The 21,433-nt window shown below is 26.3% G+C and carries 23 protein-coding genes, 6 tRNA genes and 2 rRNA genes; 30 read left to right on the forward strand and 1 reads right to left on the reverse strand.

The window, feature by feature from the left end:
- From T364_RS0105580 to T364_RS0105690, 22 genes are all read left to right on the forward strand, one after another.
- Positions 1-133: ribosomal RNA gene (locus tag T364_RS0105580) — 23S ribosomal RNA — on the forward strand; the annotation flags it as partial.
- Positions 134-179: 46 nt separating this feature from the next.
- Positions 180-295, forward strand: a 5S ribosomal RNA gene (gene rrf / locus T364_RS0105585).
- A 377-nt stretch (positions 296-672) separates the two neighbouring features.
- Positions 673-1,260: a hypothetical protein gene (locus T364_RS0105590; protein WP_027128703.1), complete on the forward strand. Its 588-nt coding sequence runs from the start codon at positions 673-675 to the stop codon at positions 1,258-1,260.
- The gene (locus T364_RS0105595) at positions 1,241-2,464 is read left to right on the forward strand and encodes a GspE/PulE family protein (RefSeq protein ID WP_035945433.1); all 1,224 of its coding nucleotides are present in this window, start codon (positions 1,241-1,243) and stop codon (positions 2,462-2,464) included. Before T364_RS0105590 ends, T364_RS0105595 begins: the two co-directional genes overlap by 20 nt.
- A 2-nt stretch (positions 2,465-2,466) precedes the next feature.
- Complete coding sequence (locus T364_RS0105600) at positions 2,467-3,615, forward strand: type II secretion system F family protein (protein ID WP_027128705.1); 1,149 nt, start codon at positions 2,467-2,469, stop codon at positions 3,613-3,615.
- A gap of 24 nt (positions 3,616-3,639) precedes the next feature.
- Entirely contained in the window at positions 3,640-4,152 is a 513-nt protein-coding gene (locus T364_RS0105605; protein WP_027128706.1) for a type II secretion system protein, read from the forward strand.
- On the forward strand, positions 4,137-4,577 hold the full coding sequence (locus T364_RS0105610) for a prepilin peptidase (RefSeq protein WP_027128707.1): 441 nt from the start codon (positions 4,137-4,139) through the stop codon (positions 4,575-4,577). Before T364_RS0105605 ends, T364_RS0105610 begins: the two co-directional genes overlap by 16 nt.
- A gap of 11 nt (positions 4,578-4,588) precedes the next feature.
- Positions 4,589-5,023 carry a hypothetical protein gene (locus T364_RS0105615; protein WP_027128708.1) on the forward strand — a complete coding sequence of 145 codons (435 nt, stop codon included), beginning with the start codon at positions 4,589-4,591 and terminating at the stop codon, positions 5,021-5,023.
- Complete coding sequence (locus T364_RS0105620) at positions 5,013-5,450, forward strand: hypothetical protein (RefSeq protein WP_027128709.1); 438 nt, start codon at positions 5,013-5,015, stop codon at positions 5,448-5,450. The genes T364_RS0105615 and T364_RS0105620 overlap by 11 nt, the downstream gene beginning before the upstream one ends.
- Before the next feature lie 16 nt (positions 5,451-5,466).
- Positions 5,467-6,069, forward strand: coding sequence for a hypothetical protein (locus tag T364_RS0105625; protein WP_147386029.1), 603 nt, complete (start codon positions 5,467-5,469; stop codon positions 6,067-6,069).
- On the forward strand, positions 6,047-6,985 hold the full coding sequence (locus T364_RS0105630) for a PilN family protein (RefSeq protein WP_027128711.1): 939 nt from the start codon (positions 6,047-6,049) through the stop codon (positions 6,983-6,985). The genes T364_RS0105625 and T364_RS0105630 overlap by 23 nt, the downstream gene beginning before the upstream one ends.
- Positions 6,978-7,706, forward strand: a complete 729-nt coding sequence (locus T364_RS0105635; RefSeq protein WP_027128712.1) for a hypothetical protein — start codon at positions 6,978-6,980, stop codon at positions 7,704-7,706. Before T364_RS0105630 ends, T364_RS0105635 begins: the two co-directional genes overlap by 8 nt.
- Positions 7,703-9,307 carry a secretin GspD/PilQ domain-containing protein gene (locus T364_RS0105640; RefSeq protein WP_027128713.1) on the forward strand — a complete coding sequence of 535 codons (1,605 nt, stop codon included), beginning with the start codon at positions 7,703-7,705 and terminating at the stop codon, positions 9,305-9,307. Before T364_RS0105635 ends, T364_RS0105640 begins: the two co-directional genes overlap by 4 nt.
- Before the next feature lie 78 nt (positions 9,308-9,385).
- A complete protein-coding gene (gene rfaE1, locus T364_RS0105645) occupies positions 9,386-10,372 on the forward strand; it encodes a D-glycero-beta-D-manno-heptose-7-phosphate kinase (protein ID WP_027128714.1) in 987 nt (328 codons plus the stop codon).
- Positions 10,373-10,374: 2 nt separating this feature from the next.
- Complete coding sequence (gene ispF / locus T364_RS0105650; RefSeq protein WP_027128715.1) at positions 10,375-10,851, forward strand: 2-C-methyl-D-erythritol 2,4-cyclodiphosphate synthase; 477 nt, start codon at positions 10,375-10,377, stop codon at positions 10,849-10,851.
- Between the two features lie 13 nt (positions 10,852-10,864).
- Complete coding sequence (locus T364_RS0105655; RefSeq protein WP_027128716.1) at positions 10,865-11,182, forward strand: DUF1904 family protein; 318 nt, start codon at positions 10,865-10,867, stop codon at positions 11,180-11,182.
- A 331-nt stretch (positions 11,183-11,513) separates the two neighbouring features.
- On the forward strand, positions 11,514-12,290 hold the full coding sequence (locus tag T364_RS0105665; protein ID WP_027128717.1) for an enoyl-CoA hydratase-related protein: 777 nt from the start codon (positions 11,514-11,516) through the stop codon (positions 12,288-12,290).
- A 48-nt stretch (positions 12,291-12,338) separates the two neighbouring features.
- Positions 12,339-13,178 carry a 3-hydroxybutyryl-CoA dehydrogenase gene (locus T364_RS0105670; RefSeq protein ID WP_027128718.1) on the forward strand — a complete coding sequence of 280 codons (840 nt, stop codon included), beginning with the start codon at positions 12,339-12,341 and terminating at the stop codon, positions 13,176-13,178.
- Between the two features lie 270 nt (positions 13,179-13,448).
- Positions 13,449-14,657, forward strand: a complete 1,209-nt coding sequence (locus T364_RS0105675) for an acetyl-CoA C-acetyltransferase (protein WP_027128719.1) — start codon at positions 13,449-13,451, stop codon at positions 14,655-14,657.
- Between the two features lie 200 nt (positions 14,658-14,857).
- Positions 14,858-16,003, forward strand: coding sequence for an acyl-CoA dehydrogenase (locus T364_RS0105680; RefSeq protein ID WP_027128720.1), 1,146 nt, complete (start codon positions 14,858-14,860; stop codon positions 16,001-16,003).
- Between the two features lie 46 nt (positions 16,004-16,049).
- Positions 16,050-16,838 (forward strand): electron transfer flavoprotein subunit beta/FixA family protein, encoded by a 789-nt coding sequence (locus T364_RS0105685; RefSeq protein ID WP_027128721.1) that lies wholly within the window; start codon positions 16,050-16,052, stop codon positions 16,836-16,838.
- 41 nt (positions 16,839-16,879) lie between these two features.
- A complete protein-coding gene (locus tag T364_RS0105690; protein ID WP_027128722.1) occupies positions 16,880-17,896 on the forward strand; it encodes an electron transfer flavoprotein subunit alpha/FixB family protein in 1,017 nt (338 codons plus the stop codon).
- Between the two features lie 187 nt (positions 17,897-18,083).
- On the opposite strand, the gene T364_RS0105695 is transcribed toward T364_RS0105690, so the two are convergent.
- A complete protein-coding gene (locus tag T364_RS0105695) occupies positions 18,084-18,728 on the reverse strand; it encodes a YiaD family glycine zipper/OmpA-like lipoprotein (protein ID WP_027128723.1) in 645 nt (214 codons plus the stop codon).
- Positions 18,729-18,946: 218 nt separating this feature from the next.
- On the opposite strand from T364_RS0105695, the gene T364_RS0105700 reads away from it, so the two are divergent.
- The 8 genes from T364_RS0105700 to murA all read left to right on the forward strand — a co-directional run bounded on the left by T364_RS0105700 (position 18,947) and on the right by murA (position 21,426).
- Positions 18,947-19,023: transfer RNA gene (locus T364_RS0105700), tRNA-Pro, on the forward strand.
- 4 nt (positions 19,024-19,027) lie between these two features.
- Positions 19,028-19,103: transfer RNA gene (locus tag T364_RS0105705), tRNA-Gly, on the forward strand.
- A gap of 13 nt (positions 19,104-19,116) precedes the next feature.
- Positions 19,117-19,193: transfer RNA gene (locus tag T364_RS0105710), tRNA-Arg, on the forward strand.
- Positions 19,194-19,199: 6 nt separating this feature from the next.
- Positions 19,200-19,275 (forward strand) — tRNA-His (locus T364_RS0105715).
- A gap of 6 nt (positions 19,276-19,281) precedes the next feature.
- Positions 19,282-19,357 (forward strand) — tRNA-Lys (locus T364_RS0105720).
- Positions 19,358-19,368: 11 nt separating this feature from the next.
- Positions 19,369-19,452 (forward strand) — tRNA-Leu (locus T364_RS0105725).
- 139 nt (positions 19,453-19,591) lie between these two features.
- Positions 19,592-20,149: a DUF1694 domain-containing protein gene (locus T364_RS0105730; protein WP_035945436.1), complete on the forward strand. Its 558-nt coding sequence runs from the start codon at positions 19,592-19,594 to the stop codon at positions 20,147-20,149.
- On the forward strand, positions 20,149-21,426 hold the full coding sequence (murA, locus tag T364_RS0105735) for a UDP-N-acetylglucosamine 1-carboxyvinyltransferase (RefSeq protein WP_027128725.1): 1,278 nt from the start codon (positions 20,149-20,151) through the stop codon (positions 21,424-21,426). Before T364_RS0105730 ends, murA begins: the two co-directional genes overlap by 1 nt.
- The last annotated feature ends 7 nt before the right edge of the window (positions 21,427-21,433 follow it).

A 21,433-nucleotide genomic window follows, 5' to 3' on the forward strand; every position in this document is an offset into this window, starting at 1 on the left:
CATCTAAGCGGGAAACTGACTTTAAGATAAGTACTCTATAGACAACTTCGAGACTAGGAGTTAGATAGGTTGGGAGTGTAAGTGAAGTAATTCATTAAGCGGACCAATACTAATAAGTCGGAATCTTAATCAAGAGAAATTACTATGTAGTATTGAGTGTTTAAAAACTCAAAATATAAGTTGGCAAGAAAAGCTACGAGGGTACACCTAGTAACATACCGAACCTAGCAGTTAAGCTCGTAAACGCTGAAAGTACTTGGGGGCAGCCCTCTGGGAGGATAGGAACTTGCCAACTTTTTTTATTTTTTGAAAAAATATATAAAAATATATATTTGAAATGAGATATTAAATTAAAAGATATTATATGCAATTATAATCATAAAAAGTTTAAAAAATTTAGATAAAATTACAGAAAAAAGAATAGATTACAATATTTTTTTTTAAAATATTAAGAAATATAGAAAAAATATATGAATTAAAGATAAAAAAATATTTTTATGACTGATATAATTCTTTATAAAATAAAGGAGTAAAAAATTAAAATAAATATTTTATATATCATTTTTATAAAATGAACTAGATAAATAAAAAAGATAAAAAAACACTTGAAAAAACTATATAAAGGTAGTAAAATAAATAAAATATTTTAATAGATGATGGAAATATTTGAAAATGGATAAAGTTAATAAAAAAAGAGGATTTTTCTTATTTGAATTTTTAATTATTTTAAGTATAATATTATTAATATTTTCTTTTGGATATATAAGAATTTTGAAAGTTAAAGAGGAAAAAGATTTAGAAAAAGCTGTATTAGTTATTTCAAAAACTTTAGAAGAATATTCTACTAATAGTTTATTAACAACTATAAAATACAAAATAAGACTAGAATATAATAATAATAAAATAGAAATACAAAAAAAATCTGAAAATAAAATGTTAGAAGAAATTATCCAATTACCAAATAAATTAAAATATAGAATTCCCTATACAATAAATAGTAATTTAAAACTATTGGATAGTATGGAAGTAGAAACCACAATAAATGGAAATCTTTCTGATTCCTTTACAACTTATATTTTAGATTATAGTGGAAATATAAAATACAGAGTCGCTGTTTATAGTTTTCAAGAAAATAAATTAGTAAAAATAAATATTTATAAAAAAATATCTGGGAAAAAAATTTCGGAAGATAAATTATTGGATTATCATCAAAGGCTATTTGAAGAAGAGGAGCTAGGAAATGATTGGAGAAAGTGGTAATAAAAAAGAAAAAATTAAATTTGTGAATGCTGCTTTTTCTTCTAATGAAAATTCTAGAATAGAAATTTTTATGAATAATATTTTTATTGATGGAATAAATTTAAATGCTAGTGATATTCATATAGAAACTTATAAGGATTATTTCAGAATAAGATATAGGATAGATGGAATATTGATTGAAAAAGGGCGATATAAAATTCAAGATGTTGCTCCTTTGATTTCAAGAATAAAAATTTTATGTAATTTAGATATTACAGAAAAAAGAATACCACAAGATGGGAGAGTAGATGGTCTATATAAAGGGAGAGAATTAGATTTTAGAGTATCTATTGTCCCAACTTATTTTGGTGAAAAAGTAGTTATAAGAATTTTGTATAAAGAAACTGCCAAAAAAACTTTGGAAGAATTGGGATTTAAAAAAGAATATTATTCAAAATTGTTTGAGATAATAAAAAGAAAATCAGGAATGTTAATTATTTCAGGACCTATGGGAAGCGGAAAAACTACTTCAATGTATGCAATATTAAATGAAATAAATGAAGTAGAGAAAAATATAACAACTATTGAAGATCCTATTGAATATACTTTAGAGGGAATAAATCAAATTCAGTGTAAAAATGATATTGGATTAGATTTTTCAACTGTTTTAAAATCAATATTAAGACAAGATTCTGACGTAATTATGATAGGTGAAATAAGAGATAGGGAAACAGCAGAAATTGCCATAAAAGCTTCTTTAACAGGACATTTGATTATTTCAACTTTACATACAAAAAATTCTGTAAGTGCAATAAAAAGATTGATGAGTTTGGGAATAGATTCATATATGATATCAGCTGGTCTTAAAGGAATACAAAATCAAAGACTTGTTAGAAAATTATGTCCTTATTGTAAAACAGAAGATAATAATTTAGAAGAAAAATTAAAAATTTTAGGTATAGAAAATAATAAAATTTTTAATAATAAGATTTATACTGCAAAAGGTTGTGAACATTGTAATTATACTGGGTATAAAGGAAGAATTTTAGTTGGAGAATTTTTATACATAAATGATGAGATAGAAAATCTAATCACATCTGATTTTAGTACTTTAGAATTAGAGAATAGATTGAAAGAATTAGGGATAAAAACTATAGTAGAAAATGGTTTAGAATTTGTTAAACAAGGTTTAACTTCATTAGATGAGTTAATAAGAGAGTGTTAATTATGAAAATATTTTTTTATTTAGTATGTGATAAGATAGGAAATAAAAAAATAGGTTTTTTAAAGGGGCAATCTAAAAATGAAGTTGAAAATTTTTTGAGAAAAAAAGGTTATTTAATTATAAAAATAAAAAAGATAATTTTTATTCAAAGTGAAATCTCAAAAGTAGAATTAAAAGATTTTTTTATGAAATTAAAATTGTTTGTAAAAAATGGATATCAATTTTATAAAATTATTGAGATTTTTCAGGGGAATGAAAAATTAGATTTTTATATAGAAAGAATGAAAAAATCTATTAATGAAGGAAGAGATTTACATAGCATTTTTGAAGAAAGTGGTTTGCCTTTAAAAGAAGTTGATATATTTATACTAAGAGCAGGAGAAGAAACAGGAAAATTATATAATTCTTTTGAAGGAATAGAGGAAAGAATTTCTCAAGAGATTGAAAAACAAAAGAGGATAAAAAAGATTTTGTTTTATCCAATTTTAGTGTTATCAATAGTTATAGTATTATTAATATTTTTAGGAAAATTTATATTACCTGATTTTGTAAATATTATAGGAAAAGATAGAATTCCAATTTTTACAAGGGTAATAATTTTTTTAGCAAATAATATTATATATGTTTTTTTATTTTTGATTATCTTTTTTATAGGGATAAAAAAATTATATAAGAATAAAAAAGAGAGAATAATAAAATTTTTCTTGAAAAATAAAATATTATCAAAAATAATTGTAGGAAATTTTATATTATATTTTTCAAAAATTTTAGTTATACTTTTGGAATCTGGAATAAGTTTAAGTGATGCTATATCTATAATAATAGATTCTATAAGTAATGATTTTTTTAGAAAAAAATTATTAATAGCTAAAAATCATCTTATAAAAGGAAAAGATATATTTTATTCTTTGAAGTCTATGGATATATTTGATAAGGTAGAATTAGAATTTATAAAAACAGGAGAACAAAGTGGAGAATTGTCCTCTATGTTTCAACTGATATACGAAAGAAAAAAAGAAGTTTTAGATGAAAAAATAGATAGATTTATAAAATTATTGGAACCAACCTTGATTTTAGTTATTGGGATTATTGTAGGAGGAATATTTTTAGGAATATATGGTCCTATATTAGAAATGATGAACAATATATAACAATATAATAAAGGGGGAAGTGTTATGAGCAATAAAGAAAAAGGTTTTTCTTTAATTGAAGTTTTAGTAGTGTTGGGGATAATAGGATTATTTGCTAGTTTTTTAACACCGAAAGTATCAAATTATTTGGCTCTAGGAAAAGATACAAAGGCTATTACTACTTTACAAAATTTAAGAACTGCTTCTGAAATGTATTATTTTACAACTGGAGAAACTTTAGGAAAGGATAAATTAGATGGTAATTTATCAAGTACAGAATTAGAAAAATTAAAAGATTATATTTCAGGTGGATATAAGGAACTTTTAAATAGTAGTGAGGGAGAGGGAAAAGAGATAGTTTGTGAAATAGGTGGAAGTAGAAATGAAAAAATAGATGCTCCAGGAGAAGTAGACTCTGTTATAACTTATGGAGGTAAGGTCAAATTTACTTTTAAAGCTCCTGAAGGAGAAAAATCTGATGGAATAAAATTATGGATATTACCAGAAAATGGGGTAGGAGCTTACACAATAAAAGGAGAAAAATGGACAGAGTTATAATAGAAATATTATTTTTTATAGTATTATTTCTAATAGCTTTTATAGATTTAAAGAAAAAAATAATTCCAGATTCTTTGACAGGATTATTATTCTTATTCGGAGTTTTTAGAATTTTTTTATTTAAGGAAAGTTTTGAAAATAAAATAATAGGAATGAGTCTATTTCCTATATTCTTTTTAATTTTATATGGATATGGAGAAAGTCTATTCAAAAAAGAGGTAGTAGGTTTTGGGGATATAAAATTATTGTGGACAATAGGATTTTTTATAGGTTATAGAGGAATATATGAATTATTGATATTTTATAATATAATTTTTTTAATAGCACCATTATATGGATTTTTATATTATAAGTTTAAAAAGAAAAAAGAAGTTCCATTTGCTCCAATATTGGCAATAGGAACTTTTATTTTTTATATTTTTTAAAGGAATTTTTTATGAAAAGAAAAGGTTTTTTATTGATAGATTTGATTGTATCTATTTTTTTATTTGTTAATGTAATTTTGGGATTACTTTTATTGTTGAATAAAAATAATGATAAAACAAGAAGATTATTGGTAGAAACTGATGAAAAAAGATTGATTTTTAATATAGAAAATATTATTGAAAGAGATTTAAAAAAAGATTTTTCAATAACTAAATATCAATTAATTCAAAAAGATGAAATATTTTATTTAGAAAATCTATCAAAAAATAATGTTACAAAAATTGGAAGATATAAATATTTAAAGTTAGAGGATATAAAAAATATAAAAACTTTAAAAAAAGAAGTTTTATTAGAAAACCAAGTTATAGGAGAAGTATATATTGCTTATTTGGAATTAGAAAATAAAAAAATCGAAAAAATAATAGAGGGAGTTTATGAAAAATAAAGGTTACTTTATTTTAGAAGGGATTGTTGTATTAGGAATTTTTACAACAATACTTACAGTTAGTTTTTCTATTTTTTCAAACTCAATGAAGATAAAAAATAATCTTTTAAATATATCAAATATAGAGATAAATTATAGAAGAAATATTGATTATATGTTAAAAGAGATAAAAAATGGAAAAGAATTAAATTTGGATATGGATAGATTGAAATTTAGAAAAAATATTATTGAAAATAATATTTCTAAAGAGATAGAAATAACTTATTATTTTTCGGGAACTTCTCTATTAAGAAAAGCAAGTAATTCTGAAAAGTATGAAAGTTTTTTAGAAAATATAAAGGGGGAATTTTCTTTTAAAGAAAATCTTTTGAATCTACTATTAAAATTTAAAGATAGAGAGGAAGAATATGTGGTGTATATCCAATAAAAAAAGAGGAAGCCTTTTGATTTTAGTTATATCTCTTTTATCTGTTATTAGTTGGAGTATATTTACAGTTAGTTTTATAATTCAAAAAGAATTTAAAAAGAAAAGTTTAGAAAAACAATTTGAAAAAAGAGTGGAAAAAGAAAAGATTTCTAAAATTTTTATTAAACTTTATACAAATTATATAGGAGAGGAGATAGGTAAAAATTCTGATTTAGAAGATAGGATAGACTATCTCTTATTTTTTAATGGAAAAAATATTGTAGAAAATAATTTTGGAGATAAGGAAGTAATATCAGATAGTGGATACTATATAGAGAAAATTTATTTAAAGAAATCTTATGAAGATGATAATTTATACAAAGAGATTTATTCTAAAGATAGAGGGCAAAAAAATAATTATAGAGGAATAATAAATAATTTTTCTTATATAAATAACTATAATCAAATTAAAGTAAATTTAAAAAAAATAGAAAGTATAGTGGAAATTAATAATAAAATTTATAAAACCGATATTTTGGGAATAGTAGAAATAAAATATTTTTTTAAAGGAAGCAATTATCCTTGGGAAAAGTTTGAGAAAATTAGAGGAGATATAGATGTATACTTTTATGAAAAGTAAAAGATTAATAGTAGAAATAGGAGAAAATCAAATAAAAATCTTATTAAATGATGAAGAAGTTGAAAAAATTAATAGAACTTTTAGTTATTTGGATGAAGATTTAAAAAAAATAAAGAAAATATTCCTTAGGAAAAAAGTAAATTTTATTTTTAAAGATGATTTCTTTATAAAAAAAGAATTATTGGATAAAGAAAAATTAGAATATATTGATGTAAAAAGATATATAAAAAATGAACTTTTAGAGAATTTGGAAAAGGAAAAAGATTTTTATTCTGTGAATTATTTTTACAATGAAAATGAAGAGTGTGAAATTTTTATATATGAAGAGGGAATTATATCAAATTTCATAGAATTTTTGTTGAAAGAAAATATAAATGTTGAGGAGATATATTTTTCTGAAAAGTATATTTTAACTGATTATAAAGAAGTTCTAAAAAATAATAAAAAAGATAATATATTTTGGATAATTTTAATAATAGGGCTTGTATTAGGGATTAGTTATGGGGGAAATCTTTATTGTAAAAAAGTTTTGGAGACACAATTAGAAGAAATAAAAAATAATTTTTATAGTAAAGAAAAAATTTTGAATGATAAAAAAACAGAGTTAGAAAGTATAAAAACTGAAATAGAATTTTTAAAAAAAGAAATCAGTAAAAATAATATAAAAAATAAAAAATTTTTAAATGAAATTATGTGGATAATAAATATTGCTCCAAATTCCTTAGGATTTAATAAGGTTTATTGGGAAAAAGGAAATATAATAATAAATGGGGCTGGAGATAGATTAGAAGATATATTGTATTTTATTAAGTTGTTAGAAAATGATGAGCGAATAGAAAAATTGAATTATGATTATATAATTAAAAAGGAAAATATTTATGATTTTATATTGGAGTTGAAAGTTTTTTATGAATGATTTAGATTTAAAAAATAAAATAATTTTATTAATTGTTATTTTAGGAGGGGTAATTTCTTTTTTTATAACTCCATTAGAGAAAAATCTATCTTTGAAAAAGGAGATTAAAAATTACTCATACAAATTGAAGAATAGCGATAAAAAAATATCCATAGTTAAAAATAAACTTTTGGAAGTAGAAAAAGAACTTGGAAATCTTCAAATTGAAGAAAAGAGTATGGAAGAAAAAGTTTATAAATTTAATAGTACCTCTCAAGGAAATCTCTATATAAATAATTTAATTGAAAAAAATAATTTGGAAGTTTTAGAAATCGGAAGAATAGAAAGAATGGAAAAAAGTATTTTTATACCATATAAAATTATTGGTAGAGAGGAAAATATAATAAAGTTTATAGAGAAAGTAGAAAATGAAAATAAAATTTTTCTTTTAAATAGTAGTTTTGAACTTTTAAAAGAGAATGAATTATTAAAAATTAGTTTTAGAGGGAATTATTTTGTAGAGAAAAATGAAAAAATAATCAATGAGGGGGAGAGAAAAAATTTAAGTGGTAAAAAATTTTGGGTAGAAAAAGTAGAATTTATAAATGATAATGTGGGGATAATAGAATTGTTAGATAAAAAAATTTATATAAATAGAGAGAAAATAATAGAAATTTATGGGAATAACTATATATTTAGAATAGAAAATAAAAAATTAACTATTGGGGAGAAAATATTATGAAAAAAATAATTATTGGGATTGTATTCCTAGTCTTTTCTGTATTTTTATTTGGAAAAGATGAAAATATAAAAAAATTGGGAACTGTTTATTATTCTAATGAGATAAATGTTAAAGATATAAGTTTAGAAAACTTTTTGTTATTTTTATCTGAAGAAAGTGGAGTAACTGTTATATCATCTCAAAAAATAAAAAATGATAAAATATCTTTATATATTAATGAGAATAAAAATTTTTTTGAGATTTTAGATATTTTATGCAATTCACAAGAATATATGATAAAGGATAGAGGAAATTATATTTATATATGTTCTAGGTTTGAGAATAAAGAAAATAAAGGAATTTTAGTAGGGAGAGTTTTATCTGATGATTTTGGCGAAAATTTAGAAAAGGTAAAAATTACTCTTTTAGATGGATATTCAAAACCAAATTATACTTCTAGTGATGGAGTATATAAAATAGATGATATCTCTTATGGAGTCTATTTTTTGAGGGTGGAAAAAGAGGGGTATGATACAGTTGGAGAAATAATCACTATAGATAAATCTTATAATATTTTAAATATTAATTTAAAAAAGAAATATCAAGTGATAAACAAACAAGAAATTTCTAAAAAACAATTTGTGGTTAAAAAAGTTAAAATTGGGGATTTAGAAAATTTAAAAGTAGAAGAATTTATTTCAGATGAATTAAGAAATAGTGTGAAATTTACAAGAGATAATAAGAAAAATATTTTATATATAAGTGGAAGTGAAGAAAAGGTTGATATAGTAAAAGAAAATATAGAAAAAATTTGTCATTCAAATAAAGGGATAAGAATATCAGCTCAAATTTTAGATATAACAGATAATTTATTTGAAGAACTTGGTTTTTCTTGGATATATGGAAATAATGAAGAGGGATATAAAGATAATCAACTTGTAGGAAGTTCTTTAAATAATAGTTATATAGGTGGAATTGGTAGTATTTTTACTACCACTTTCAATTATATAAAAACTTTTAAAAATAACGAAGATTATTTAAATTTTGGAATAAATTTATTAAAATCAACACAAGATTTAAAGATAAGTTCTACTCCTGTAATAGTTACAAGTAATGGGGAAGAAGCTAGTTTAAAGGTAATATTAGAACAAATTGTTGGTCAAGAAAGAGTTGAAAATACAGATAATAATCAAAATACATATATTCCTATTTTTAGGGAAGCTGGAGTAATTCTTAAAGTTTTACCAGAAATTTTAGATGATGAATATATCTCTTTAAAAGTTAGTATAGAAAGTAGTGATTTTAAAATTTTAAATGAAAATACTTCTTCTGAAACTGATGGAGAAAATAATTATGGAGGAAAAGTTTCGAGAAATATTGAATCAACTTTGAGAATAAAAAATGGAGAGACAGTATTTTTAAGCGGTTTAAAGAAAGGGATTGTTCAAAAAAATCAGAGTAAAGTACCTTTTATTGGAGATATTCCTGTGATTGGTTTCTTTTTTAGCAATAATAAAGATATAAAACAAGTGACAGATTTATATATAAGGCTTAGAGTAGATGTAATAGAAAATAAAGGATTTCAAGGAATTGATATGAAAAATTTTGAAAAAATTAACTAAAAAGATTGATATTATTCAAGTTTGTTAGTAAAATATTAGTATGTGATACAGATTATCAGGTATATCCATGGAGGAAAAATGAAAAAAGAAAGATTAATAGAGATAATTTCAAATTTTAGAAAAGTAAAATTAGCTGTTATAGGAGATATAATGTTAGATGATTATCTAATAGGGAGTGTAGATAGAATTTCTCCTGAAGCTCCAGTACCAGTAGTTTTAATAAAAAAAGAAAAATTTGTTTTAGGAGGAGCTGGAAATGTTATAAATAATCTAGCTACTTTAGGAGCAAAAAGTTACTGTTATGGAGTAGTTGGTGATGATATAGATGGAGATCGTTTAATGAAATCTATGAAAAATTTAGGTGTAGATGTAAGTGGAATAATAAGAAGTGAAGAAAGACCAACTATTGTAAAAAGGAGAGTTTTAGGTGGTAGTCAACAACTATTAAGACTTGATTGGGAAGACCCAACAGACATAAATGTTATATTAGAGGAGGCTATATTAGAGAGATTTTCTCAAGCTCTTGACAATATAGATGGAATAATATTATCTGACTATGATAAAGGTGTTTTAACTCCAAAAGTGTCTAAAGAAATAATAAAAATGGCTAGAAAAAACGGAAAAATAGTAGTAGTAGATCCAAAACCATCTAATGTAGAAAATTATATAGGAGCTTCTTCAATGACACCAAATAGAAAAGAAGCTGAACTTTGCTTAGGAAAACCTAAAAAGAAAACAATAGATGAAATAGGAACAGAGATAAGAGAAAAAATAAAATTAGAAAATCTACTTATGACTAGAAGTGAAGAAGGAGTAAGCCTTTATGAAGAGAATAAAATAACAAATATTCCTACATTTGCTAAAGAAGTTTATGATGTAACAGGAGCTGGGGATACAGTTATATCAGTATATACATTAGCTAAGGTAGCTGGAGCTACTTGGGAAGAAGCTGCTAAGATAGCTAATACAGCAGCTGGAGTTGTTGTTGGAAAGATAGGAACTTCTACAGTAACTGTTGAAGAAATTATAAATTTTTATGATGAAATTTATAAGGAGTGGAATTAAAATTGTATAGAATAGGAAATGGTTATGATGTTCATAAATTAGTAGAGGGAAGAAAATTAATTTTAGGTGGAGTAGAAATCCCTTATGAAAAGGGGTTATTGGGACATTCAGATGCTGATGTTTTAGTTCATAGTATAATGGATGGAATATTAGGAGCTTTAGCTTTAGGAGATATTGGACAACATTTTCCAGATAATGATAATAAATATTATAATATTGATAGCATGATTTTGTTAAAAAAAGTTAAAGAGTTAATGAATGAAAAAGGATATCAGATAGAAAATTTAGATTCAATTATTGTTGCTCAAAAACCAAAATTAAAAGATTATATTTTAGAAATGAGAAAAAAGGTATCAGAAGTTTTAGAAACTGATATAGAAAATATTAGTATAAAGGCAACAACAGAAGAAAAACTTGGATTTACAGGAAATGGAGATGGAATGAAATCATATTCTGTTGTGTTATTAAAAAAATATTAAGGAGGAAATTATTGTGCCATTTGTAAAAATTAGTGGAATTTCAAAAGAAAAAGTAATTGAAATAAGTGAAGATTTAAAGAATATAATTGTAAAAGAAACTGAAACTCCAAAAGAAAGAATAAGAATATTTTATGATAATGTTGTTGAAATTTTTAACCAAAAAGAAATAAATAATAGGATAATAATAGATATTCAATGGTTACCACGTCCAAAAGAGATGAGAGAAAAAGTATCACAAGCTTATTTTTCTTATTTTGAGAATCTTGGGTATAAGAATATTAAAATTTATTTTGAAGATATAAATAGAGAATATTATTTTGTAAAAAATTAACCTTAAAATAAAATAAATAACTTTTCTTTAAAAAATACCGTCTTTATTAACAAATAAATGAAGATGGTATTTTTTATTGTTAAGTGATGAAAAAAATGATAAAAAAAAGAGCTAAAAAAATATTAAAATGTTATTTTAATATTATTGATATAAAAAATGTATTAAAAAAATATAAAAAATATATTTTTAAAGTTGATAAAATTGGTCTATAATACTAAATATCAAATAAAAAGATGTCCCAATAAATACAAAATAATAAAGTAAAAAAGCAATTTTAAAACAAAGTATCAAAAATTAACCGAAAATAATTTAAATTAAAGGGGGATATATAATGGAATTTGTAACATATGAACAAGAAGGATTTGTTGGAATAGTAACTATTAATCGTCCAAAGGCTTTAAATGCTTTAAACAGTAAAGTGTTAGAAGAAATTGATGAAGTTTTTTCTAATGTAAATTTAGAAGAAACAAGAGCCTTAATACTTACAGGAGCAGGAGAAAAATCTTTTGTTGCTGGAGCTGATATAGGAGAAATGAGTACTCTTACAAAAGAACAAGGTGAGGCTTTTGGTAAAAAAGGGAACGATGTATTTAGAAAAATAGAGACATTCCCAATTCCTGTAATTGCAGCAGTTAATGGATTTGCTCTTGGTGGAGGATGCGAAATTTCAATGAGCTGTGATATAAGAATTTGTTCAGAAAATGCTGTATTTGGACAACCAGAGGTTGGATTAGGAATCACTCCAGGATTTGGAGGAACTCAAAGACTTGCTCGTATAGTTGGAGTTGGAAAAGCAAAAGAAATGATATATGCAGCTACAAATATAAAAGCTGATGAAGCTTATAGAATAGGACTTGTAAATGCAGTATATCCTCAAACAGAATTGATGGAGATGGCTAAAAAATTAGCAAATAAAATATCAAAAAATGCTCCTATTGCTGTTAGAGCTTGTAAAAAAGCGATAAATGAAGGTTTAGATGTTGATATGGATAAAGCTATTGTAATAGAGGAAAAAGCTTTTGGAAGTTGTTTTGAAAGTGAAGATCAAAGAGAAGGAATGAATGCTTTCTTGGAAAAAAGAAAAGTAGAAGGATTTAAAAATAGATAAATTATATTTAGGACTTAATTAAATTAAGATAGATGAGGAGGATTTAAAATGAAAATAGGAGTTATTGGAGCAGGAACAATGGGGTCTGGAATTGCTCAAACATTTGCACAAACAGAAGGATTTGAAGTAATGTTATGTGATATAAATCAAGAATTTGCAGCAAATGGTAAAAAGAAAATAGCTAAAGGATTTGAAAAAAGAATTGCTAAAGGAAAAATGGAACAATCAGTAGCTGATTCAATATTAGCTAAAATAACAACAGGAACAAAAGAGATTTGTGCTGATTGTGATTTAGTAATAGAAGCTGCTATAGAAAATATGGAAATCAAAAAACAAACTTTTAAAGAATTAGATGAGATTTGCAAACCAGAAACAATTTTCGCTACAAATACATCTTCTTTATCAATAACTGAAATAGGAGCTGGACTTTCAAGAGCAGTAATAGGAATGCACTTTTTTAATCCAGTACCAGTAATGAAATTAGTAGAAGTAATAGCTGGGCTTAATACACCAGTAGAAATTGTAGAAAAAATAAAAGAAATTTCTGAAACAATAGGAAAAGTTCCAGTACAAGTAGAGGAAGCTCCAGGATTTGTTGTTAATAGAATATTAATACCAATGATAAATGAAGCAATAGGAATTTATGCTGATGGAGTAGCTTCAGTAGAGGGAATAGATGCTGCAATGAAATTAGGAGCAAATCATCCAATGGGACCATTAGCTTTAGGAGATTTAATAGGTCTAGATGTATGTTTAGCAATAATGGAAGTTTTATATAATGAAATGGGAGATACAAAATATAGACCTCATCCATTATTAAGAAAAATGGTTCGTGGAAAACAATTAGGAATGAAAACAGGAAAAGGATTCTACGACTATACTAAATAATAGTTGCTACAGAGATTAACTTTCTTTAAGCTCGAAAATTTTTCGAGCTTATTTTATAAAAAATATTAAATATTAAATATTAAATATTAAATATTAAATATAAAAAAATGAAAAAATAATATATAAAATATATTTTAAAAAAAATAAAATATGAATTATAATAAAATATATAAAAAATGATGGTTTTTATATCAAAAGGTTTAAAATAAAACATAAATTATAAAAAGAAATTTGATAAAAAACCTAAATAATAAAAATCAGGAGGAAAACATGTCAAAAGTATATTTAGTAAAAGCAAAAAGAACTCCAATAGGAAGTTTTCTAGGAAGTTTAAAAGATGTTAAACCTGGAGATTTAGGAGCATTAGTTGTAAAAAATATAATTGAAGAAACAGGAATTAACCCAGCAGACTTAGATGAAGTTGTAATGGGAAATGTACTTCATGCAGGACATAAACAAGGAATAGGAAGACAAGTAGCTATAAAAGCTGGAATTCCACAAGAAGTACCAGGATACTCAGTAAATATGATTTGTGGTTCTGGATTAAAATCAGTTTATTTAGCTTATTGTGGAATAAAATCTGGACAAGCTAATATGATAATAGCTGGAGGAGTAGAATCTATGTCTCAAGCAGGATTTGTTTTACCAGCTTCTGTTAGATCTGGAGTAAAAATGGGAGACCTTAAATTAGTAGACCACATGATATCTGATGGATTAACAGATGCTTTCCATGAATATCATATGGGAATTACAGCTGAAAATATTGCTGAAAAATATGGAATCACAAGAGAAGAACAAGATGAATTTGCAATAAATTCTCAAAGAAAAGCAATAGCAGCTGTTGATTCTGGAAGATTTGCTGATGAAATAGTTCCAGTACCAGTAAAAATCAAAAAACAAGAAGTTTTATTTGATAAGGATGAGCATCCAAATAGAAAATCAACACCAGAAGTTTTAGCAAAATTAAAAACAGCTTTCAAAAAAGATGGAACAGTAACAGCAGGAAACGCTTCTGGATTAAACGATGGAGCTTCAGCAGTTTTATTAGCATCAGAAGAAGCTGTAGCAAAATATAATTTAAAACCAATGGCAGAAGTTTATGCTGTAGGACAAGGTGGAGTAGACCCAGCATATATGGGATTAGGACCAGTTCCAGGAATTAGAGATGTGTTGAAAAAAGCAGGATTAAAAATAACAGATATAGATTTGTTTGAGTTAAATGAAGCTTTTGCAGCTCAATCTTTAGGAGTTTTAAGAGAAGTATGTGAAGAACATGGAGTAACAAAAGAATGGATGTTAGAAAGAACAAATGTAAACGGAGGAGCAATAGCATTAGGACATCCAATCGGAGCTTCTGGAAACAGAATTCTTACAACATTAGTTTATGAAATGGAAAAAAGAGATTTAACTTATGGACTAGCAACACTATGTATTGGTGGAGGAATGTCTGTAGCTGTAATATTAAAAAGAAATAAATAGTAAATTTAAATAGCTTATTAGTGTTATGGCACTAATAAGCTATTATATAGAACAAAAACTTATCATTTTATGATAAAAATAGATTCATTATTTAAAAAAACGTAAAAAAAGTGGAAAAATGGTTGATTTTACATACAATTTTATTATAAAATGATAAGTGACAAAGTTTAGCTAAAAAATCAGTAGGAGGATTAGATAGAATGGAATTCAATATACCTAAAACACATGAACTTTTCAGACAAATGATAAGAGAATTTGCTGAAAAAGAAGTAAAACCTTTAGCTGCAGAGGTTGATGAAGAAGAAAGATTCCCAATGGAAACTGTTAAGAAAATGGCAGAAATAGGAATAATGGGAATACCAATTCCAAAAGAATATGGAGGAGCTGGAGGAGATAACTTAATGTATGCTATGGCTGTTGAAGAGTTATCAAGAGTTTGCGCAACTACAGGAGTTATAGTATCAGCACATACATCTTTAGGAACTTGGCCAATTCTAGCTTTTGGAACTGAAGCTCAAAAGCAAAAATATTTACCAGGTCTAGCAAAAGGTGAATTAATAGGTGCATTTGGATTAACAGAACCTAATGCTGGAACAGATGCTGCAGGGCAACAAACAACAGCAGTGTTAGATCCAGAAACAAATGAATGGATTATTAATGGTTCAAAAATATTTATAACTAATGCTGGATATGCAGATGTTTATGTAATATTTGCTATGACAGATAAAAGTTTAGGACTAAAAGGAATTTCTGCTTTCATAATTGAAAAAGGAACACCAGGATTTACTATTGGTAAAAAAGAGAAAAAACTTGGAATTAAAGGATCTGCAACTTGTGAATTAATATTTGAAAATGCAAGAATACCAAAAGATAACCTATTAGGACAAGAAGGAAAAGGATTTAAAATTGCTATGATGACTCTTGACGGAGGAAGAATAGGAATTGCATCTCAAGCTTTAGGAATAGCTCAAGGAGCTTTAGATGAAACAGTAGCATATACAAAAGAAAGAAAACAATTTGGAAAAGCTATTGCTAAATTCCAAAATACTCAATTCCAATTAGCTGATCTAGATGTAAAAGTAGAAGCATCAAGATTATTAGTTTATAAAGCAGCTTGGAAGAAAAGTGCAGGATTACCATATTCAGTAGATGCAGCAAGAGCAAAATTATTCGCTGCTGAAACAGCTATGGAAGTAACAACAAAAGCAGTTCAATATCATGGAGGATATGGATACACTAGAGAATATCCAGTAGAAAGAATGATGAGAGATGCTAAGATAACTGAAATTTATGAAGGAACTTCAGAAGTTCAAAGAATGGTAATAGCAGGACACTTATTCAAATAGGAAACTTTAGGTAAAAAACATATTGAAAAATATTGGAGGACAAAAAATGAAAATAGTAGTTTGTATAAAACAAGTTCCAGATACAACAGAGATAAAATTAGATCCTGTAAAAGGAACACTTATAAGAGATGGAGTTCCTAGTATCATGAACCCTGATGATAAAGGTGGATTAGAAGAAGCTTTAAAATTAAAAGACATGTACGGAGCACATGTAACAGTTATAACAATGGGACCTCCTCAAGCTGATGCTATATTAAGAGAAGCATATGCTATGGGAGTTGACAGAGCTATACTATTAACAGATAGAAGATTTGCTGGAGCAGATACATTAGCTACATCAAATGCTTTAGCAGCAGCTTTAAGAGAATTAGATTATGATTTAATAATCGCAGGAAGACAAGCAATTGACGGAGATACAGCACAAGTAGGACCACAAATTGCTGAACATTTAGGAATACCTCAAATATCTTATTTAAAAGAAATGAAATACAATGAAGAAGCTAATACAATAACAGTAAAAAGAGTTATAGAAGATGGATACTATCTATTAGAAACTCAATTACCAGCACTAGTAACAGTTTTATCTGAAGCTAATACTCCAAGATATATGAGAGTTGGAAATATTGTTGATGCATTCGATAAAGAAGTTGAAGTTTGGACAGTAGACAACGTAAAAATAGAAGTTGAGAAACTTGGATTAAAAGGATCTCCAACACAAGTTAAAAAATCATTTACTAAAGGAGCTAAACAAGCTGGAAAAGTATTTGATGACTTAGATACTAAACAAGCAGTAGACTTAATTGTAGAAAAATTAAAAGAAAAATTCGTTATATAATTAATACGAATATAAAACCTTAAGATAAAGGAGATAGAATAATGAATTTAAGCGATTATAAAGGAATAGCTGTATTTGCTGAACAAAGAGATGGGCAATTACAAAATGTAGGATTAGAATTATTAGGAAAAGCAAGAGAATTAGCAGAAAGCTTAGATAATAAAGAAGTAACTGCTATATTAATAGGAAGCGAAATCGAAGGATTAGCAAAAGAATTAATAGCTTATGGAGCAGATAAAGTTTTAGTAGTAGATAAACCAGAATTAAAATACTACGATACAGAAGCTTATACACAAACTTTTAAAGCTATAATAGATACTAAAAAACCAGAAATAGTATTATTTGGAGCAACAACTTTAGGAAGAGACTTAGCTCCAAGAGTATCTTCAAGAATGACAACAGGACTTACTGCTGACTGTACAAAACTTGAAATTTCTGCAGATGAAAATAAAAGATTAGAAATGACAAGACCTGCATTTGGTGGAAACTTAATGGCAACAATCATTTGTCCTAACCATAGACCACAAATGTCAACTGTAAGACCAGGAGTTATGCAAAAAATAGCTAAAGATGAAACTAGAGAAGGAATAGTAGAAAAATTCGACTTTGCTTTAGATTCATCTAAATTAAAAGTAAAAGTATTAGAAGTAGTAAAAGAAGAGAAAAATAAAATAGATATTACAGAAGCTAAAATATTAGTTTCTGGAGGAAGAGGAATTGGTTCAGCTGAAAACTTCAAAAATCTAGAAGCTGTTGCAAAAGAAATTGGAGCAGAAGTATCTGCATCAAGAGCAGCTGTAGATGCTGGATATATGGACCATGATAGACAAGTAGGACAAACTGGTAAAACAGTTAGACCAGATATTTACTTTGCATGTGGAATTTCAGGAGCTATCCAACACGTTGCTGGTATGGAAGAATCTGAATACATAATTGCTATCAACAAAGATAAATATGCACCAATATTTGGAATAGCAGATTTAGGAATAGTTGGAGATGCAAATAAAATAGCTGTATTATTAGCTGAAGAATTAAAGAAAGCAAAAGCAGCAAAATAATAAACTTTGTCAAATTAAAAGCTAGGAGTTAATCCTAGCTTTTTTTAATTATTAGTATTTAATATAACGTAAGTATTATAAAATATAGAGAGTATATTTTTAGTATATTCCCTATATTTTATATTAAAATTATGGTTATTATGAAAATTATAATTTAAAATAACTTAATGGAAAATTATTATAATTATTATGGTAAAACTTCTATAGTAACTCTTCTATTTGCTTTTCTTCCTTCCAAAGTACTATTAGAGGCTATTGGCATATCAGGTCCTTTTCCTACTATTGAGAATCTATTAGGAGCAACTCCTCTAGAAACTAAATAATTTCCAACTGTAAGAGCTCTTTTTTGAGAAAGAGTCATATTATATTCACGAGAACCTGTAGAATCTGTATGTCCAGTAACAATAACATTTGATTTAGGATAGTTATTTAAAACAGTGGCAATACCATCTAGATGTTTAATGAATTGAGGTTTTAAAGATGAACTATTTAGATTAAATGTTAATCCCTCAGGAATATTTAACAAAATAGAAGAACCTGTATTAATAATTTCTACACCAGAATTATATAAAATATTTCTAAACTCATTTTCTTGTTGTTGTAAATGAGCTCCTATTGCAGTACCAATAAGTGCACCAGCAGCAGTACCAATAAGTGTTCCTTTAGTATTACCTCCAATTAGTTGACCAGCTAAAGCTCCAGCAGCAGCTCCACTTAAAGCACCACCAGAAGTATATGACATAGAACCTTCTGGTCTTACAAAATTAGAAGTACATCCAGATATTAAAATCGCTGAAATAAAAAGTCCGACTACAATTTTTTTTGTTTTCATAATGAAACCTCCTTAAAAATTTTAGTAAAATAAAAAAAGTAAACAAAGCTTCTATTTAAATTATAACTTATATATAAAAACTAAGCAAATTTTTTAAAAAAATAAAAAATAAAAATCATTGAAAATAAAAGAAAAAATAAAAAAATAAAAAATATTTTAAAAAAAGTGTTGACAGAAATTGGATATTATGATATTATTATTCTTGTCTTAAGGGACGTCGGAATATAGCGCAGTCCGGTAGCGCACTTGCCTTGGGAGCAAGGGGCCGCAAGTTCGAATCTTGCTATTCCGACCATTAAGCGGGAATAGCTCAGTTGGTAGAGCGTCAGCCTTCCAAGCTGAATGTCGCGAGTTCGAACCTCGTTTCCCGCTCCATTTTTATGTTAATGTGTCTGTAGCTCAGCTGGATAGAGCAACGCCCTTCTAAGGCGTGGGTCAGGGGTTCGAATCCCTTCAGACACGCCATATATGGTGACTGTAGTTCAGTTGGTAGAGCGCCAGTTTGTGGCACTGGTTGTCGCGAGTTCGAGCCTCGTCAGTCACCCCAACAAATGCGTCATTAGCTCAGTAGGTAGAGCACACGACTTTTAATCGTGTTGTCACTGGTTCAAATCCAGTATGACGCACCATATTTATTAGTGCGAGGATGGCGGAATTGGCAGACGCGCTAGACTTAGGATCTAGTGTCTCCGACGTGAGGGTTCAAGTCCCTCTCTTCGCACCATTTTTTTATATAAAAATAAATAATTCAAATAATAAAAGGGCTACTACGGTAGTCCTTTATTTATATAAAAAATATTTTAAAGTTTTTTGATTTATGTTATAATGACTTTGAATAAATTTTTATAATTAGGAAATCAAAAATGGATATATTTGATATAAAAGAAAAAACTAAAATAAATTTTCAAAAAACCCAAAGTGAAAAAAATCTTTATCTAGGAGAATTTAAAGAAAATGTAATTTCAGCTTTGAGAAAACAAGATATAGATGAAAATATTCAATATAGATTTTTAGAATTAATGAAAGAAAAGAATGCTAAATTATTAAAAATTAGTAGAGAATTAGAAATGAAAAAAATAAAAAAATATATTGAGTATGCTGAAAAAATCAATTTAAATTATAGATTGGTTGATGGAATTTTTTATACAGGAGATATAGGAATGGTAATTGTATCTCAAACTCCTATTGAGGAAGAGAGAGATGTAATTTTTAAAAATGAAAATGAGATATATAAAGAAAAAAAATTATCTCCTTTTTATTGGGAAGCTGAGGGTAAAAAAATTTGTAATTTTCATTATAAGCAATTAGAAAAAAAATTTAAAGAAAAAGAAAATAAATTTAAAAAGATGGGAATATTAGATAAAATTTTAGGATATAAATGTCCTATATGTGAGAAAGAAAAAAGAAAAGGAGATATGTGATGGGAGTAGGAGCTTTTAAAATAATTGGAAATAAAAAATTAGAAGGGATATTAGAAGTAGAAGGTTCAAAAAATGCTTCATTACCAATTTTCATAGCAACTCTTATAGAAAAAGGAACATATATATTAAAAAATATTCCTGATCTTATGGATATAAGAACTTTAATCAAATTATTAGAAAGTTTAGGGCTTGAAATAGAAAAATTAGATAAAAATTCTTATAAAATTATAAATAATGGAATTACTAATATAGAAGCTTCTTATGAGTTAGTAAAAAAAATGAGAGCTTCATTTTTAGTAATGGGACCAATGTTAGCTCATTGTGGAGAGGCTAAAGTTTCATTACCTGGAGGATGTGCTATAGGAGCTAGACCTGTTGATTTACATTTAAAAGGCTTTGAGAATTTAGGTGTTGAAATAAAAATAGAGCATGGATATGTTTATGGTAAAGTAAAAGATAATGAGTTGAAAGGAAATAAAATAGTTTTAGACTTTCCAAGTGTTGGAGCTACAGAAAATATAATAATGGCTGCTGTAAAGTCTAAAGGGACAACTATAATTGAAAATGTAGCTAGAGAACCAGAAATAGATGATTTATGTAATTTTTTAAATAAAATGGGAGCTAAAATAGAAGGAATAGGAGAGGGAAGATTAATTATAGAAGGAGTGGAGAAACTATATCCTTGTGAATATGAAATAATTCCAGATAGAATAGTGGCAGGGACTTTTATAATAGCAGCTATTATGTTTGAAGGAATAAAAGTAAAGGGAGTTTGTGTAGAACATTTAGAAAGTTTCTTAATGAAATTAAAAGAAATGGGAGTTACATATGAAATAGATAAAGATGGATTATTTGTAGTAACTTCTAAGTTAGAAGATTTAAAAGGTGTAAAAGTAAAAACTATGCCTTATCCTGGATTCCCTACAGATTTACAATCTCCAATTATGACATTAATGTGTTTAGCTAAAGGAAGTAGTGAAATAAAAGAAACAATATTTGAAAATAGGTTTATGCATGTTCCAGAATTAAATAGAATGGGTGCAGAAATAACAACAGAAAAGAATATAGCAGTAATAAAAGGAATAAAGAATTTTTCTTCAGCTCAAGTAATGTCTAGTGATTTAAGAGCAGGAGCAGCTCTTGTTTTAGCAGCTTTAAAATGTGAGGGTGAAAGTATTGTAAATAGAATTTATCATATAGACCGTGGTTATGAGGATTTAGATAAGAAATTAAGAAACATTGGAGCAGATATAGAAAGAGTTAAAGAAGAGATATAGGGAGAAT

It is taken from the genome of Fusobacterium perfoetens ATCC 29250 (assembly GCF_000622245.1).
Taxonomy (GTDB): Bacteria; Fusobacteriota; Fusobacteriia; order Fusobacteriales; family Fusobacteriaceae; genus Fusobacterium_B; species Fusobacterium_B perfoetens.

Bases quoted from the DNA above. Each gene is read 5' to 3' on its own strand.
- T364_RS0105590 (WP_027128703.1), top strand. From the start codon at position 673: ATGGATAAAGTTAATAAAAAAAGAGGATTTTTCTTATTTGAATTTTTA.
- T364_RS0105595 (WP_035945433.1), top strand. From the start codon at position 1,241: ATGATTGGAGAAAGTGGTAATAAAAAAGAAAAAATTAAATTTGTGAAT.
- T364_RS0105600 (WP_027128705.1), top strand. From the start codon at position 2,467: ATGAAAATATTTTTTTATTTAGTATGTGATAAGATAGGAAATAAAAAA.
- T364_RS0105605 (WP_027128706.1), top strand. From the start codon at position 3,640: ATGAGCAATAAAGAAAAAGGTTTTTCTTTAATTGAAGTTTTAGTAGTG.
- T364_RS0105610 (WP_027128707.1), top strand. From the start codon at position 4,137: ATGGACAGAGTTATAATAGAAATATTATTTTTTATAGTATTATTTCTA.
- T364_RS0105615 (WP_027128708.1), top strand. From the start codon at position 4,589: ATGAAAAGAAAAGGTTTTTTATTGATAGATTTGATTGTATCTATTTTT.
- T364_RS0105620 (WP_027128709.1), top strand. From the start codon at position 5,013: ATGAAAAATAAAGGTTACTTTATTTTAGAAGGGATTGTTGTATTAGGA.
- T364_RS0105630 (WP_027128711.1), top strand. From the start codon at position 6,047: ATGTATACTTTTATGAAAAGTAAAAGATTAATAGTAGAAATAGGAGAA.
- T364_RS0105635 (WP_027128712.1), top strand. From the start codon at position 6,978: ATGAATGATTTAGATTTAAAAAATAAAATAATTTTATTAATTGTTATT.
- T364_RS0105640 (WP_027128713.1), top strand. From the start codon at position 7,703: ATGAAAAAAATAATTATTGGGATTGTATTCCTAGTCTTTTCTGTATTT.
- rfaE1 (WP_027128714.1), top strand. From the start codon at position 9,386: ATGAAAAAAGAAAGATTAATAGAGATAATTTCAAATTTTAGAAAAGTA.
- T364_RS0105665 (WP_027128717.1), top strand. From the start codon at position 11,514: ATGGAATTTGTAACATATGAACAAGAAGGATTTGTTGGAATAGTAACT.
- T364_RS0105670 (WP_027128718.1), top strand. From the start codon at position 12,339: ATGAAAATAGGAGTTATTGGAGCAGGAACAATGGGGTCTGGAATTGCT.
- T364_RS0105675 (WP_027128719.1), top strand. From the start codon at position 13,449: ATGTCAAAAGTATATTTAGTAAAAGCAAAAAGAACTCCAATAGGAAGT.
- T364_RS0105680 (WP_027128720.1), top strand. From the start codon at position 14,858: ATGGAATTCAATATACCTAAAACACATGAACTTTTCAGACAAATGATA.
- T364_RS0105685 (WP_027128721.1), top strand. From the start codon at position 16,050: ATGAAAATAGTAGTTTGTATAAAACAAGTTCCAGATACAACAGAGATA.
- T364_RS0105690 (WP_027128722.1), top strand. From the start codon at position 16,880: ATGAATTTAAGCGATTATAAAGGAATAGCTGTATTTGCTGAACAAAGA.
- T364_RS0105695 (WP_027128723.1), bottom strand. From the start codon at position 18,728: ATGAAAACAAAAAAAATTGTAGTCGGACTTTTTATTTCAGCGATTTTA.
- T364_RS0105730 (WP_035945436.1), top strand. From the start codon at position 19,592: ATGGATATATTTGATATAAAAGAAAAAACTAAAATAAATTTTCAAAAA.
- murA (WP_027128725.1), top strand. From the start codon at position 20,149: ATGGGAGTAGGAGCTTTTAAAATAATTGGAAATAAAAAATTAGAAGGG.